At 31.0% G+C, this 13,320-nt stretch carries 17 protein-coding genes and 1 tRNA gene; 7 read left to right on the forward strand and 11 right to left on the reverse strand.

Features of this window, described 5'->3' with window-relative positions; translation table 11 throughout:
• Positions 1 to 3 precede the first annotated feature (3 nt).
• The 4 genes from PG912_RS01740 (at position 4) to PG912_RS01755 (ending at position 2,398) form a co-directional block, all read left to right on the forward strand.
• Positions 4 to 381: a TraR/DksA family transcriptional regulator gene (locus PG912_RS01740; protein WP_260586463.1), complete on the forward strand. Its 378-nt coding sequence runs from the start codon at positions 4 to 6 to the stop codon at positions 379 to 381.
• A gap of 94 nt (positions 382 to 475) precedes the next feature.
• A complete protein-coding gene (locus PG912_RS01745) occupies positions 476 to 1,087 on the forward strand; it encodes a hypothetical protein (RefSeq protein WP_275688236.1) in 612 nt (203 codons plus the stop codon).
• 43 nt (positions 1,088 to 1,130) lie between these two features.
• Positions 1,131 to 1,715, forward strand: coding sequence for a lipoprotein signal peptidase (locus PG912_RS01750; RefSeq protein ID WP_275688237.1), 585 nt, complete (start codon positions 1,131 to 1,133; stop codon positions 1,713 to 1,715).
• Positions 1,716 to 1,795: 80 nt separating this feature from the next.
• A complete protein-coding gene (locus PG912_RS01755) occupies positions 1,796 to 2,398 on the forward strand; it encodes a DUF4230 domain-containing protein (protein WP_275688238.1) in 603 nt (200 codons plus the stop codon).
• Between the two features lie 218 nt (positions 2,399 to 2,616).
• Here PG912_RS01755 and PG912_RS01760 read toward each other — a convergent pair whose 3' ends face one another.
• Positions 2,617 to 3,030, reverse strand: coding sequence for a DUF6691 family protein (locus PG912_RS01760; protein ID WP_275688239.1), 414 nt, complete (start codon positions 3,028 to 3,030; stop codon positions 2,617 to 2,619).
• A 1-nt stretch (position 3,031) separates the two neighbouring features.
• The gene (locus PG912_RS01765) at positions 3,032 to 3,592 is read right to left on the reverse strand and encodes a YeeE/YedE family protein (RefSeq protein ID WP_275688240.1); all 561 of its coding nucleotides are present in this window, start codon (positions 3,590 to 3,592) and stop codon (positions 3,032 to 3,034) included.
• 357 nt (positions 3,593 to 3,949) lie between these two features.
• On the opposite strand from PG912_RS01765, the gene PG912_RS01770 reads away from it, so the two are divergent.
• Positions 3,950 to 4,942, forward strand: coding sequence for a stealth family protein (locus PG912_RS01770; RefSeq protein WP_275688241.1), 993 nt, complete (start codon positions 3,950 to 3,952; stop codon positions 4,940 to 4,942).
• A 3-nt stretch (positions 4,943 to 4,945) separates the two neighbouring features.
• Here the strand turns inward: PG912_RS01770 and PG912_RS01775 are convergent, their stop codons facing one another.
• The 7 genes from PG912_RS01775 to pdxA form a co-directional block, all read right to left on the reverse strand.
• Positions 4,946 to 5,797: a DUF2911 domain-containing protein gene (locus tag PG912_RS01775; protein ID WP_275688242.1), complete on the reverse strand. Its 852-nt coding sequence runs from the start codon at positions 5,795 to 5,797 to the stop codon at positions 4,946 to 4,948.
• Between the two features lie 94 nt (positions 5,798 to 5,891).
• The gene (gene accC, locus PG912_RS01780) at positions 5,892 to 7,229 is read right to left on the reverse strand and encodes an acetyl-CoA carboxylase biotin carboxylase subunit (RefSeq protein ID WP_275688243.1); all 1,338 of its coding nucleotides are present in this window, start codon (positions 7,227 to 7,229) and stop codon (positions 5,892 to 5,894) included.
• A 64-nt stretch (positions 7,230 to 7,293) separates the two neighbouring features.
• Positions 7,294 to 7,776 carry an acetyl-CoA carboxylase biotin carboxyl carrier protein gene (gene accB, locus PG912_RS01785; protein ID WP_260586455.1) on the reverse strand — a complete coding sequence of 161 codons (483 nt, stop codon included), beginning with the start codon at positions 7,774 to 7,776 and terminating at the stop codon, positions 7,294 to 7,296.
• Positions 7,777 to 7,802: 26 nt separating this feature from the next.
• Positions 7,803 to 8,798, reverse strand: a complete 996-nt coding sequence (locus PG912_RS01790) for a beta-ketoacyl-ACP synthase III (RefSeq protein ID WP_275688244.1) — start codon at positions 8,796 to 8,798, stop codon at positions 7,803 to 7,805.
• A gap of 151 nt (positions 8,799 to 8,949) precedes the next feature.
• Positions 8,950 to 9,144 (reverse strand): 50S ribosomal protein L32, encoded by a 195-nt coding sequence (gene rpmF, locus PG912_RS01795; protein WP_218771557.1) that lies wholly within the window; start codon positions 9,142 to 9,144, stop codon positions 8,950 to 8,952.
• A gap of 8 nt (positions 9,145 to 9,152) precedes the next feature.
• Positions 9,153 to 9,689 (reverse strand): YceD family protein, encoded by a 537-nt coding sequence (locus tag PG912_RS01800; protein ID WP_275688245.1) that lies wholly within the window; start codon positions 9,687 to 9,689, stop codon positions 9,153 to 9,155.
• 72 nt (positions 9,690 to 9,761) lie between these two features.
• Positions 9,762 to 10,796, reverse strand: coding sequence for a 4-hydroxythreonine-4-phosphate dehydrogenase PdxA (pdxA, locus tag PG912_RS01805; RefSeq protein ID WP_275688246.1), 1,035 nt, complete (start codon positions 10,794 to 10,796; stop codon positions 9,762 to 9,764).
• Between the two features lie 62 nt (positions 10,797 to 10,858).
• Between pdxA and PG912_RS01810 the strand changes: the two genes are divergently transcribed.
• Entirely contained in the window at positions 10,859 to 11,446 is a 588-nt protein-coding gene (locus PG912_RS01810; protein WP_275688247.1) for a riboflavin synthase, read from the forward strand.
• A gap of 39 nt (positions 11,447 to 11,485) precedes the next feature.
• On the opposite strand, the gene PG912_RS01815 is transcribed toward PG912_RS01810, so the two are convergent.
• Together PG912_RS01815 and PG912_RS01820 are read right to left on the reverse strand one after the other, a co-directional pair.
• Positions 11,486 to 11,559, reverse strand: a tRNA-Ile gene (locus PG912_RS01815).
• Positions 11,560 to 11,611: 52 nt separating this feature from the next.
• The gene (locus PG912_RS01820; RefSeq protein ID WP_275688248.1) at positions 11,612 to 12,583 is read right to left on the reverse strand and encodes a polyprenyl synthetase family protein; all 972 of its coding nucleotides are present in this window, start codon (positions 12,581 to 12,583) and stop codon (positions 11,612 to 11,614) included.
• 125 nt (positions 12,584 to 12,708) lie between these two features.
• On the opposite strand from PG912_RS01820, the gene PG912_RS01825 reads away from it, so the two are divergent.
• Complete coding sequence (locus PG912_RS01825; RefSeq protein WP_275688249.1) at positions 12,709 to 13,317, forward strand: TetR/AcrR family transcriptional regulator; 609 nt, start codon at positions 12,709 to 12,711, stop codon at positions 13,315 to 13,317.
• The last annotated feature ends 3 nt before the right edge of the window (positions 13,318 to 13,320 follow it).

The following is a 13,320-nucleotide window of genomic DNA, read 5'->3' on the forward strand; positions in this document are numbered from 1 at the left end:
TTTATGGAAGATGTTACAATAAGATACTCCGATAATGATTTAGAAGAATTTAAAGGAATCATTTTAAATAAAATTAAGCAGTCAGAAGAAGATTTAAGCTTATTACAAGCTTCTTATAAAAACGGTTCAGATAATGGTACAGAAGATACTTCACCAACATTTAAATCGTTTGATGAAGGTTCAGACACAATGGCAAAAGAGGCAAATATGCAACTAGCTATTCGTCAAGAAAAGTTTATCCGTGATTTAAAAAATGCGCTAGTTCGTATTGAAAATAAAACATATGGTATTTGTAGAGTTACAGGAAAATTAATTCAGAAAGAACGCTTAAAATTAGTTCCTCATGCTACATTAAGTATAGAGGCAAAGCGTAAACAATAAGATTTTGTATAGTTACAATAATAATAGGAAACCTCTTTTTAGAGGTTTCTTTTGTTTTAAGTACGTTTGTTTAAAGGTGTTTTTATTTACAAACATGTTTCTTTTTGCTCAAGAAAAATTAATTAAAAAAAGCACTTTTCAATCAGAAGAAATAGAAATTATTACAGATGGATTGGACGATGTAGTTATTGAAACTGCTACAAGTAACCAAATAGAAGTAATATTGTTAGATGAAAATCCGAATACACATACAATTCTTATCACAGAAGAAAATGACATTTTAAAAGTAGGCTTTAAACTTGATTTTAATACATTTAAGGAACCCGTTTTTAGGAAATATATTACAAAACGACTGCAACGAGCTGCGGCAATAATTAAAATACCAAAAAATAAGATTGTAAATATCTACGGGAAAACGATTGCAATAACATCTAAAAGTTATAACGGAGATTTAAATATTTATATAGATAAAGGAACTGTAAACTTACATAAAGTAAAGAGAAATGCGCTGGTTCAGTTGTTTTTAGGAAATGTTTCTGCTGTTTTACCAAAGAAAAGTGCCGTAAGTGTTGAAACAAAAAATGGAGAAATACGTGTAAATGAAAATAGTTATAAGCAGCAGTTTTATACTAAAAACACCAGAAAAGCTATCCACGATTTTAAAGTGCGTTCTATGAACGCTAATGTTCTCCTAATAACGGAATAAAAACGAATACTTTTCTTATTTTAGCTGCTATTAAATTTATAAAATGTCTAAAAAAAATATAGCAATACTTACCGTAGTTTTAGCAATTTTAATTGATCAAATCAGTAAAATATATGTTAAAACACATTTTCAACTAGGAGAAGAAGTAGTTGTTTTTGGTGATTGGTTTAAAATACATTTTACTGAAAATAATGGTATGGCTTGGGGCTTTGAATTTGGCGGTAGAGCGGGTAAGTTATTTTTAACTTTATTTAGAGTTGTAGCAGTTTCTGGTATTGTATACTGGCTATGGCAAACCATAAAAAGACAAGCACATACAGCTATTGTTATTGCAATTGCATTAGTTTTAGCTGGTGCAGTAGGTAATATTATCGACTCTGTTTTTTACGGAGTAATCTTCGATAGCTCGTACCATAATGTAGCAACATTATTTTCTGATAAGCCTTACGGTGAATTATTTTACGGAAAAGTGGTAGATATGTTATACTTTCCGATGTATGAAGGAGAAAGTTTTACTTTTTTTAATGCTATTTTTAACGGAGCAGATTCTTGGATAAGCATCGGAGTTGCGTTGCTGTTCATATTTAATAAGCAAGCGTTTCCGAAAGAAGAAGAAAAAGAAGCTTAAGCTATAAACCTTTCAGTAAATATATTTTTTTATATTTATAATTGATTGTTTATCATTTATATTTATAGAAAAATAAAAGTATGCGTATTCTTAAATATTTAGCTATCTTTTTATTGGGCTTTTTAATTGCCAAGTTTTGGTATGAAAAGAAAGAAGAGAAACATCAAAAAGAAGAAATTAAAGTTGTTTTAAACGGCATACAAAACTTAAGTAAATTAGTAGTTTCTGAAGGTGTTTTTTCTGAAATGTATAGTTTCTCTGATACTAAAAAATATTTATACGATTATTTATCTTTCGAAAAAAAAGCAATTCTTTCTGTTAATGCTAAAGTTGAGGTTGGTTATGATTTATCGAAGTTAGAAATTCAAATAGATAGTATTGGTAGGCGAATAATCATCAACAAAATTCCGAAAGAAGAAGTTTTGATATCTCCTGATATTCAGTATTTCGATTTACAACAAAGTCAGTTTAATACTTTTTCAAAGACTGAGTTTAATAAATTGAATGCTAAAGCGATTGAAAAGATACAATCGACAATTACAGTGTCTAAACTACAAAAGGATGCTAAAGTGCGTTTACTTGAAGAATTATCGAAGATTTATCAACTTTCTAAAATATATAATTGGAGTGTGGTTGATAACACAAACTCCAATTTATTGGATGCTGTTTTAATGAAGGAGTGAAAACTTTATAATTGATAAATTATTTAATTTTAAGGCTAGTTATTATTGATTATAAAAGTAGTTCTCGACTTCACTCGAACTGATATAATAGAAAAAAGAGACTAAAAATTTAACCTAAACACAATAAATAAGTTTAGCCCCGATTGTAGCAATTGTTTGAGCTCCTCGCAGAGAGCGAGTGCGAAAAGCGGGAAACAGCTACTAATTATTGTTAAGAATTAATTAGGTAGTTTTTTACTTAGTAGTCCATAAATAAAAGCACCCAACATTGCACCTATTAAAACAATAATTATAGGGAAAATACCATGACCAATTAACACAAAAATAGGAGCAGGGCAAGCGCCTGCCAAAGCCCAACCCAACCCAAAGATGGTTCCGCCAACAAGTGTTCTTATAATCCCTTTTTTCTTTTCTTTAATATTGATCTTGTTTCCTTGATAATCTTTTATTTTTCCGTTTTTAAAGAAATACATCAAAACCATAGAAACTGCTACTGCCGATCCTATAATTCCGTACATATGGAAGGATTGGAATTTAAACATTTCATAAATTCGATACCATGAAATGGCTTCGGATTTTGTCATAATAATTCCGAATAAAATACCTACTATTAAAAATTTTATATTTTTCATGTTATCCGAAAATTAAAGGGAATAATACCCATGTCATTAGTAAACCACCTATAAAAAAACCAATTACCGCAATTAACGATGGTAATTGTAAGCTACTTAAGCCTGTAATAGCATGGCCAGAAGTGCATCCGCCAGCATAGCGAGTTCCGAAGCCAATTAAAACTCCGGCAATTAGTAAAATTGAAAAACCTTTTAAAGTAAGCATGTTTTCGATACTGAAAATTTCAGAAGGTACATATGAGTTTCCTGCATTGACAAAACCTAAATCGGCTAATTCTTGTACGGTTTTTGGGTTTAAATTAATTGTGTTTGTTGCTGATAAATAAGTAATGCTTATAAAGCCGCCAATAATTAATCCTACCAAAAAAGTAAGTGCCCAATCACGTTCTTTCCAATCTTTTTTAAAGTAATCAGAAACTTTACCCGCACCTGCAATGGTACACATGGTTTCTAGATTTGTAGAGATGCCAAAGTTTTTTCCGAAGTAAAAAAACAAGAAAAGCACAAAGGCAATTAGTGAATCCGATAGATACCAAGGCCAAGGTTGTAATATAATATCCATTATAAAGTTTTTTAATATATGCTATTATGATTTTAGTAGCCACCAATACTGTTTGCTATGCACTTTTGGTTTGTGCCACCTAATTTAGTTATTAAAACACTACTGTTTTTAGCGTTGTAAAAGTACTGGAAAATTCCTCATTATTTGTAACAATTGTAACACTGCTTATTTTTGGTAAACCCGTTGTTTTTTTATGATTGTTCTCTGTTAGTTTTTTTATTTTATTGAAATGTTAATATTTTAGTGATATAGAATTATTGGATAACCTGTAATTCTTAGGTAATATGACTATGTTTATATTGAAAATAACTTACTTTTGAATCTTATACAGATTCGTTTAATTTTTATATAAATAAGATGGGGATAGATTTTGTGGTTACTTGGGTTGATATGGATGATCCTAAATGGATTAAGGAATTTTCGAAGTATTCTAATAAAATAGATAATTCAGTGAATGAGCTTTCTGAAGCGCGTTTTCGTGATCATGGATTTTTAAAATATTGGTTTAGAGGTATTGATAAATTTACTCCTTGGGTTCGAAAAATTCATTTTGTTACGAGTGGTCAAAAACCAGAGTGGTTAGATGAAAATCATCCTAAAATAAATTTGGTAAGTCATTCAGATTATATTCCAAAACAGTACTTACCAGTTTTTAATTCGAATTTAATAGAAATTTACATGCACAAAATTCCTGATTTGTCAGAGCGATTTGTGTATTTTAATGATGATTTTTTTATTACGAATACTGTTCCTAAGACTCGTTTTTTTGAAGGAGGATTACCTAAAGATATTGCTACTTTTAGAAAAAATACAGGTATTTCTCAATTCGAAAAAATGCTTAAAAACAACATACGACTTATCAATAAACATTTTGATAAGAAGGAGGTTTTTAAAAGAGATCACGCAAAATGGTACGATCCGTCTTACGGTAAGAGAGGAAGGTTAACAAAGTTATTGAAGTATTATAATGAGTTTATTACACTTCGTACTCCTCATAATGCACAACCTTTTTTAAAATCTACTTTTGAAGATGTTTGGAAGCATTGTAATGAGGAACTTACTGAAATGTCTGAGCATAGGTTTAGAAGTAATGATGATTATACTCCTGAGTTATTTAAAACATGGCAAATATGTAGTTCGAATTTTGTGCCGTATAATACGTATCAAGATACTAAAATGTTTCCATTACTCATTAAATCAAAAAAAGCTATTAAGGCAGTTAGAGAACAAACATATAAACTTGTTTGTTTGAATGATAATATACATATTAGAAATTATGATAAAGTAATGCAAGATATAACCAATGCATTTGAGAGTATATTACCAGAGAAATCAAGTTTTGAAAAATAGTTTTTAGTTAATTGATTTAAGTAATAAGGAGCATTTAGAAATGTATCCGTAATCAGATGATTTACTGTTTTGTGCAGCTTTTAAACATTTTTCAGCACCTTGCTTCGCAATGTTTTTTTTGTTTAACTTGAGTGCTAATTCGGCTTTATAATAAGTATACCAAAAAGCACTAGGTCTTAATTTTTCAGCTTTTTTAAACCATTCAAAAGCAGTATTTAATTCTTTATTTTTTAAATAATAAAACTGAGCGGCATCAAAATATGTTTGAGCTTTTGCACTTGTTTTAGAATTAATAATTTTTGTATTTATTTGCTCTTGAATTATAGCATCAGAATTTACAAAAACGGGAATAATTATTTTAGTTTTCTCCCAACTTAATATTAAATCAGCACCATCAACAGTAAAGTTTTCGAAATTAATATTTAAAGTTTCGTTAGTATCTTTTGTCTTTTTTACGGGAACTGTAAATCTTAACAAGTCATTTTCTTTTTGGTAACCAGCATCTCCCCATAAACTACTTTTTTTGTGAATAATAATAGTCCATTCTTTTTTGTTTGGTATAGTATATAACCCATAAGTACCAGCAGGAATTATATGACTTGCAAGTGTAATTTCTTTATCAGTAGTTATTTTTGTTGAACCATTAGCTCCTGTTCTCCATAATCTATTAAAAGGAATTAATGAACCAAATATTTTTCGCCCTTGTTTATTAGGTTGTCCATATTCTAATGTAATAGTAGCTAAACCTACTTGTTGTTTTGTTATCTTTTTCGGACTTAAACTTGGCTTGTTTATCTGAGAATTTAAACTAAACGAAGCAAAGATTATTAATAATAGATTAAAATTAATTTTCATGGTTTTATTTTTATCTATTAATAGTCGTTGTAGTATTAAATAATTACAATTTTTCAAAAAAAAAAGACTGTCTTTTAAAACAGTCTTTTTAATATTATTTCATTTCAAAATCTTCCATAAATTTGGTGGTATAATTACCAGCAATATAATCAGGATGATCCATTAACTGTCTATGAAAAGGAATTGTTGTTTTAACACCTTCAATTACATATTCATCTAATGCACGTTTCATTTTGTTAATTGCTTCTTCACGAGTTTGTGCAGTTACAATTAATTTAGAAATCATCGAATCATAATTAGATGGAATCATATAACCTGCATATACATGGGTGTCGATACGAACTCCATGACCTCCTGGTGCATGGTATGAAGTAATTCTACCTGGTGCAGGTCTAAATCCGTTAAAAGGGTCTTCTGCGTTAATTCTACATTCAATAGAATGTAATTGAGGTAAGTAATTCTTACCTGAAATAGGCACACCAGCAGCTACTAAAATCTGCTCACGAATTAAATCATAATCAACTACTTCTTCAGTAATTGGATGCTCTACTTGAATACGCGTATTCATCTCCATAAAGAAGAAGTTACGGTGTTTATCTACTAAAAACTCTACAGTTCCAGCACCTTCGTATTTAATGTATTCAGCAGCTTTTACAGCAGCATCTCCCATTCTAGTACGTAACTCATCCGTCATAAACGGAGAAGGAGTTTCTTCAGTTAACTTTTGATGACGACGTTGTACAGAACAATCTCTTTCTGATAAATGACATGCTTTACCGTAAGAATCTCCAATGATTTGAATTTCAATATGACGAGGCTCTTCAATTAGCTTCTCCATATACATGTCATCATTACCAAATGCAGCTTTAGATTCTTGACGTGCAGAATCCCACGCTTCTTTTAAATCTTCAGCTTTCCATACAGCACGCATTCCTTTTCCGCCACCACCAGCTGATGCTTTTAGCATTACAGGGTAGCCAGTTTCTATGGCTGTTTTTTCACAAGCTTCAAAAGTTTCTATAACACCTTCGCTACCAGGTACACATGGTACGCCAGCTTCTATCATGGTCGATTTAGCATTTGCTTTATCTCCCATACGGTCAATCATTTCAGGTGAAGCTCCAATGAATTTTATATCATGTTCATCACATAATTTAGAAAACTTAGCGTTTTCTGACAAGAAACCATATCCAGGGTGAATAGCATCAGCATTTGTAATTTCTGCAGCAGCAATAATGCGATCCATTTTTAAATAAGATTCATTACTTGGTGCTGGTCCAATACAAACTGCTTCATCGGCAAATCTTACATGTAAGCTTTCTGTATCTGCTTTAGAATAAACAGCAACAGTTTTTATTCCCATTTCTTTACAGGTTCTAATTACGCGTAGCGCAATTTCACCTCTATTGGCAATTAATATTTTTTTAAACATACGTTCTAAAAATTTTAAAACTCCAAATATGAAGTATTTACTTTTATTTGGAGTGCTATATTATTTAAGATGGATCTACTAAAAATAATGGTTGATCAAATTCTACAGGAGAAGAATCATCTACTAATACTTTAACGATTTTCCCTGAAATTTCAGATTCAATTTCGTTAAATAATTTCATTGCTTCAATAACACAAACAGTATCACCTACTTTTACTTCACTACCTACCTCTGCAAAGTTTGGCTTGTCTGGAGATGGTTTTCTGTAGAAAGTTCCAATAATTGGAGAGTTGATTGTAATGTATTTAGAATCTTCTTCAGCACTTGAATTATCATTTGAAGGAGCTGTTGGAGCTGCTGCTACAGGAGGTTGCGCCATCATTTGAGGAGCTACACCCATTGGGGCAGCTGTCTGAATAATTGTAGTTTCAGGGGTTTCACTTCCAGTTTTAATGGTGATTTTAATATCTTCCATTTCTAACTTTACTTCACTTGCGCCTGACTTTGCTACAAATTTTATAAGATTTTGAATTTCTTTAATATCCATATTCCTAATTTTAGTTGTTTGGTTTTTTATGAATTGTATGCCCATTTTAAATAGATAGCTCCCCATGTGAAGCCTCCACCAAATGCTGCAAAAATTAAGTTATTTCCTTTTTTCAAATCCTTTTCATAGTCAGCAATTAATAAAGGTAAAGTAGCTGAAGTGGTGTTTCCATATTTATGGATGTTTACCATTACTTTTTCAGATTCTAAACCAACTCTATTTGCTGTAGCTTCGATAATTCGGTTGTTTGCTTGATGCGGAACTAACCAGTCAATATCGTCTTTCGAAAGGTTATTTCGGGTAAGCATTTTTTCTGAAACATCTGCCATGTTAGAAACAGCGTATTTAAAAACACTTTTTCCTTCTTGATGTACGAAATGTTGTCCGTTTTTAAGTGTTTCTTCAGAAGTAGGTAAAATAGAACCTCCAGCTTCAATTTTAAGAAACTCTCTACCAACACCATCACTTCTTAGGTATTCATCTTGTAAGCCTAAACCATCAGTATTTGGTTCGAATAATACAGCTCCAGCTCCATCACCAAAAATGATACATGTTGCTCTATCCGTATAATCGATAATTGAGGACATTTTATCGGCTCCAATTAGTAATACTTTTTTATAACGACCGCTTTCTATATACTTAGCAGCTGTAGACATTCCGAATAAAAAACTAGAGCATGCTGCTTGTAAATCGTAAGAAAAAGCATTTACAGCTCCTATTTGAGAAGCAGTGTAGGCCGCGGTTGAGGCAACAAGCATGTCGGGTGTTGCAGTAGCAACTATTACTAAATCAATATCTTTAGGGTCTATTTTTGATTTTTGAAGTAAATCTTCAGCTGCTTTAATCGCCATAAAAGAAGTTCCTTTGCCTTCGCCTTTCAAGATTCTTCTTTCTTTGATTCCCGTTCTACTAGTGATCCATTCATCATTAGTATCTACCATTGTTGCTAGTTCCTCATTTGTTAAAATGTATTCAGGAACAAATTTTCCTACTGCGGAAATCGCTGCAGTTATTTTAGTCATAATTGTTTGTTTTGTGGTAAAACCAGTTTTCAAAAGTACTGAAAATTATTTCACTTTTTTAAAGAAAAAACATCAAAAAAAATAATTTTTAACGCAAAAACACAAAAAAACCCTCAAATAGAGGGTTTTTTTGTTTTATGAGAAATAGTTTTTAAGCCTCAGCAACTGCATTTTCTAATACTACTTGACCTCTGTAGTATAATTTACCTTCGTGCCAGTGAGCTCTATGGTATAAATGAGCTTCTCCAGTTGTAGGATCAACAGCTATTTGAGGTACAGAAGCTTTATAGTGAGTTCTTCTTTTATCTCTTCTAGTTTTCGATATTTTTCTCTTTGGATGTGCCATTTTATGTTTTATTTATCTGTTAGTAAATCCTTTAATTTATCCCACCTTGGGTCTGCTGACGTTTGTTCAACAGTTTTTTCTTCGTTTATTCTTAATTCATTTAATCTATCTAAAGCATCAGATTTCATCGTGCCGTTTAAAACAGCTGGATGAATTCTTTTACTAGGAACTGACAAAACAATTAACTCATATATATATTGAGCAACGTTCATTTCATATACTTCATGCGGAAGTATTAAAATTTCATCATGTTCGTCATTATATTCAGTGCCAAATTTAACAATTAAATCTAAAACACCATCAATTTCTAAATCAAATGGTTCTCCAGTGGTATCGCAAGGTACGTTTACAGTACCTTTTATTGTAAAAGTAAGCTCGAATAAGGTGCTTTTTTTTACAAAATTAATATCCGCGGTTAGGTTTGTATCGTTAAATTCATCAAACTGAAATGCTTCAAAGAACTTTTCTTCAATTTGATATTGAAATAAATGACTTCCTTCTTTTAAACCTACAAAAGGTATATTGAATTCTTTTATGTCTTTCATCTGTAAGATCAATTTGAGCGTGCAAAGATATAAAAAATGTTTATATTTTTATATTTTACGTTAAAAAAAATACTATTTAACTTTTAGTATGTTTTTTGTTAGTTCTATATGTTGTTTTCGGTTCTTAAATATTTGTAATGAGGTGAATAAAGCTTCTTTGAATGACAAAGGATTTGCTTTGTTTTTACCAGCAATATCGAAACCTGTTCCATGATCAGGTGAGGTTCTTACTTTGTTTAATCCAGCAGTGAAATTTACACCGTTACCAAAAGATAGCGTTTTAAAAGGAGCGAGTCCTTGGTCATGATACATTGCTAAAACACCATCGAACTGTTTATAAGTTTGAGATCCGAAAAACCCGTCAGCGGCATAAGGCCCGAAAACTAACTTTCCAGATTCTTTAATTTCGGCAATTACCGGGCGTGTAATTTTATCATCTTCGCTTCCTATAATTCCGTTATCACCACAATGAGGGTTTAGCCCTAATATGGCAATTTTAGGTTTGTTAATGCTAAAATCTTGCTTTAATGAAGCGTGCATAATTTCAACTTTCTCTTTAATTAATTCTGGAGTAATTGTTTGTGCTACTTCAGAAATAGGAATATGACCTGTAATTAAACCGATTCGTAATTCATCTGTCATTAAAACCATTAAACTCTTGCCGTCTAAGTTTTGTTCTAGATATTCTGTGTGTCCAGGGAAATTAAAGTCTTCAGATTGAATGTTTTCTTTGCTTATTGGTGCAGTAAGTAAAACATCAATATGATTGTTTTTAAGAGCTTTTGTAGCAGCTTCAAGTGATTTATAAGCAAATTTACCGCCTATTTCAGTGGTTTTTCCTATTTCAATCTTAACTTCTTCATTCCAAGAATTCATTAAGTTGATTTTGTCATGCGAAATTTTATCAATCGAATTAATACCTTGAATATTAGTGTTTAATTTCAAGTTTTTCTTGTGGTAAGAAATCAATCTTGTTGAAGCAAATATAACAGGAGTACAAAACTCAAGCATACGCTTGTCTTCAAAAGTCTTTAAAATAATTTCAATTCCAATTCCGTTTATATCTCCAACTGAAATTCCAACAATAATTTTGTTTGTAGTATCCATAGTTACTTTCGTACGTAAAAGTTGTATTTTTGATGTTAACAAAAGTAATTAAAATTTAGAGAATGTTTACGGGAATAATTGAAACTCTTGGAATTGTAAAAAGAATCACAAGAGATAAAGAAAACTTACATATTACTGTTGCTAGTGATATTACTGGTGAATTAAAAATAGATCAGAGTGTGGCTCATAATGGTGTTTGTTTAACAGTAGTTAATATTGTTGATGATGAATATACTGTTACAGCAATTAAAGAAACACTGGATAAAACTAATATAGGAGATTTAAAAGAAGGAAATGAAGTTAATTTAGAACGAGCCATGAAATTAGGTGCTCGTTTAGATGGTCATATTGTACAGGGGCATGTTGATAGAACCGGGGTATGTAAAAATATTAAGGATGAAGATGGGAGCACGGTTTTTACTTTTTCTTATGATTTTGATGGTGATAATGTAACTATTGAAAAAGGGTCTATTACTGTAAACGGAGTAAGTTTAACAGTAGTGAATTCTCAGAAAGATGAATTCAGTGTTGCGATTATACCATATACATTGGCGCATACTACTTTTAAAAATTTTACTATTGGTAGTAAGATTAATCTTGAGTTTGATGTGATTGGTAAATATGTAGCAAGATTAACTCAATTAAAATAAAAAACCACTTACATTGCTGTAAGTGGTTGAATTTAAACGTGATTCCACGAGGACTCGAACCTCGAATCACCTGATTATGAGTCAGGTGCTCTAACCAACTGAGCTATAGGATCGGTTAAATTAGGACTGCAAAAATAGTAACTTTTTTAAATAAAAAAACTTTTTTTATACTTTTCTGCTCATTAAATTTTCACCGAACAAACGCAAGCCTTCTTTGGCTTGATTAGAAATGTTTAGGTGTGCTAAACTTTCGAAAGACTTATTTGTGTAGTATTCAATAAGTTCGTGCGTAAATTTGGGTATGTTGTTTTTTGAAAAAATAGCAGAAACAGTACTTATTTTTGTTGAAATATTTTCTTGTTTTTCGTTGTAAAGAGCACTTAATTTCTTTTTGTCATCGTCATTTGCTACTTCTAAAGCCTTTAAATAAAGAAAAGTTTTCTTGTTTTCGATGATATCACCACCAACTTGCTTTCCAAAAGTTTCTGGATTTCCGTAGGTATCTAAATAATCATCTTGTAATTGAAAGGCAATTCCTAAATTTAATCCGTAATTATACAAATGTTGCGCTTGATCGTCGTTAACTTCGGCAACAATAGCGCCCATTTTTAAAGCGGCAGCAACTAAAACAGATGTTTTTAGGGTAATCATTTTAATGTACTCTTCGATAGTAACATCATTTCTTGTTTCAAAATCAACATCTAATTGTTGTCCGTCACAAACCTCAAGAGCAGTTTTGCTAAATAATTGCGCTAGTTTTTGAAAAACAACAGGATTGTAGTTTTCGAAATGTTGATAAGCAAGTATAAGCATTGCATCTCCCGATAAAATACCTCTATTAATATCCCATTTTTCATGAACAGTTTTATGTCCTCTTCTTAAAGGAGCATCATCCATAATATCATCATGCACTAGTGTAAAGTTGTGAAACACTTCAACAGCTAAAGCGGCAGGCATTGCTTTTTTATAATCTCCAGAAAAAATATCTGAAGCTATAAGAGTTAGTATTGGTCGGATTCTTTTGCCGCCTATTTGAAGAATGTAATCTATAGGTTCATATAGGTTTTTAGGTTCTCTAATAATTTTTTTAGATTCTAGGTAAGATAAAAAGTCTGACTGATATTGTAGTATGTCCAAATCTTAAATTTTTTGTAAAAATACGTTAAACAAAAATTTTAGAAAGAAGAGAATGTTAAAAAAACATTAAAACTTAGGAAACTTTTTTTGTTTCTAAAGTTTCCTGCCGTACATTTGCCAGAATTATGAGAGATAAAATTATAAATAAGGCAGGAGAAATGTTTTTAACCTTAGGGTTTAAAAGTATAACGATGGATGATATTGCAAGAGAGCTTGGGATATCAAAGAAGACTCTTTACAAATATTTTTCAAAAAAAACCGAATTAGTTGATGCCAGTACAGGAGCAGTTCATAATACGATTAATGAGGCTATTATTAACATTAAAGAGCAAGGATATAACGCAATTGAGGAAGAGTTTGCTGTAAAAGCAATTTTTAAAGAAATGTTTAAAAATGCAAAAACTTCACCAATGTATCAGCTTAAAAAGTATTATCCAGAAACATACACGAGCTTAATGGAGCGTGAAGTGTGTATGTTTAGAGATTGTAATGTTGATAACCTTGAAAAGGGAATTGAACAAGGTTTTTATAGAGAAGGTTTAAATATTGAGTTGATAGTTAATTTTTATTTCACATTAATTTTTGGTGTTTTTGAAACCGAAATGTATGGTAGTGAAATGCAAGAGTTAATGAAGATTGAGTACCAAATTTTAGAATACCATATAAGAGCAATTGCAACACCAAAAGGAATTAACGAGTTAGAGAAACAATTAAAAACAATAAATCAAAATTAAAAC

It is taken from the genome of Tenacibaculum retecalamus, from assembly GCF_027941755.1.
In the GTDB taxonomy this organism is placed as follows: domain Bacteria; phylum Bacteroidota; class Bacteroidia; order Flavobacteriales; family Flavobacteriaceae; genus Polaribacter; species Polaribacter haliotis_B.

Excerpts from the sequence above, each read along its gene's own strand:
- PG912_RS01775 (WP_275688242.1), bottom strand. The coding sequence starts at position 5,797 with ATGAAAATTAATTTTAATCTATTATTAATAATCTTTGCTTCGTTTAGT.
- PG912_RS01825 (WP_275688249.1), top strand. The coding sequence starts at position 12,709 with ATGAGAGATAAAATTATAAATAAGGCAGGAGAAATGTTTTTAACCTTA.
- PG912_RS01800 (WP_275688245.1), bottom strand. The coding sequence starts at position 9,689 with ATGAAAGACATAAAAGAATTCAATATACCTTTTGTAGGTTTAAAAGAA.
- pdxA (WP_275688246.1), bottom strand. The coding sequence starts at position 10,796 with ATGGATACTACAAACAAAATTATTGTTGGAATTTCAGTTGGAGATATA.
- PG912_RS01790 (WP_275688244.1), bottom strand. The coding sequence starts at position 8,798 with ATGACTAAAATAACTGCAGCGATTTCCGCAGTAGGAAAATTTGTTCCT.
- PG912_RS01760 (WP_275688239.1), bottom strand. The coding sequence starts at position 3,030 with ATGAAAAATATAAAATTTTTAATAGTAGGTATTTTATTCGGAATTATT.
- PG912_RS01765 (WP_275688240.1), bottom strand. The coding sequence starts at position 3,592 with ATGGATATTATATTACAACCTTGGCCTTGGTATCTATCGGATTCACTA.
- accC (WP_275688243.1), bottom strand. The coding sequence starts at position 7,229 with ATGTTTAAAAAAATATTAATTGCCAATAGAGGTGAAATTGCGCTACGC.
- PG912_RS01755 (WP_275688238.1), top strand. The coding sequence starts at position 1,796 with ATGCGTATTCTTAAATATTTAGCTATCTTTTTATTGGGCTTTTTAATT.
- PG912_RS01770 (WP_275688241.1), top strand. The coding sequence starts at position 3,950 with ATGGGGATAGATTTTGTGGTTACTTGGGTTGATATGGATGATCCTAAA.
- rpmF (WP_218771557.1), bottom strand. The coding sequence starts at position 9,144 with ATGGCACATCCAAAGAGAAAAATATCGAAAACTAGAAGAGATAAAAGA.
- PG912_RS01740 (WP_260586463.1), top strand. The coding sequence starts at position 4 with ATGGAAGATGTTACAATAAGATACTCCGATAATGATTTAGAAGAATTT.
- PG912_RS01750 (WP_275688237.1), top strand. The coding sequence starts at position 1,131 with ATGTCTAAAAAAAATATAGCAATACTTACCGTAGTTTTAGCAATTTTA.
- PG912_RS01745 (WP_275688236.1), top strand. The coding sequence starts at position 476 with ATGTTTCTTTTTGCTCAAGAAAAATTAATTAAAAAAAGCACTTTTCAA.
- PG912_RS01810 (WP_275688247.1), top strand. The coding sequence starts at position 10,859 with ATGTTTACGGGAATAATTGAAACTCTTGGAATTGTAAAAAGAATCACA.
- accB (WP_260586455.1), bottom strand. The coding sequence starts at position 7,776 with ATGGATATTAAAGAAATTCAAAATCTTATAAAATTTGTAGCAAAGTCA.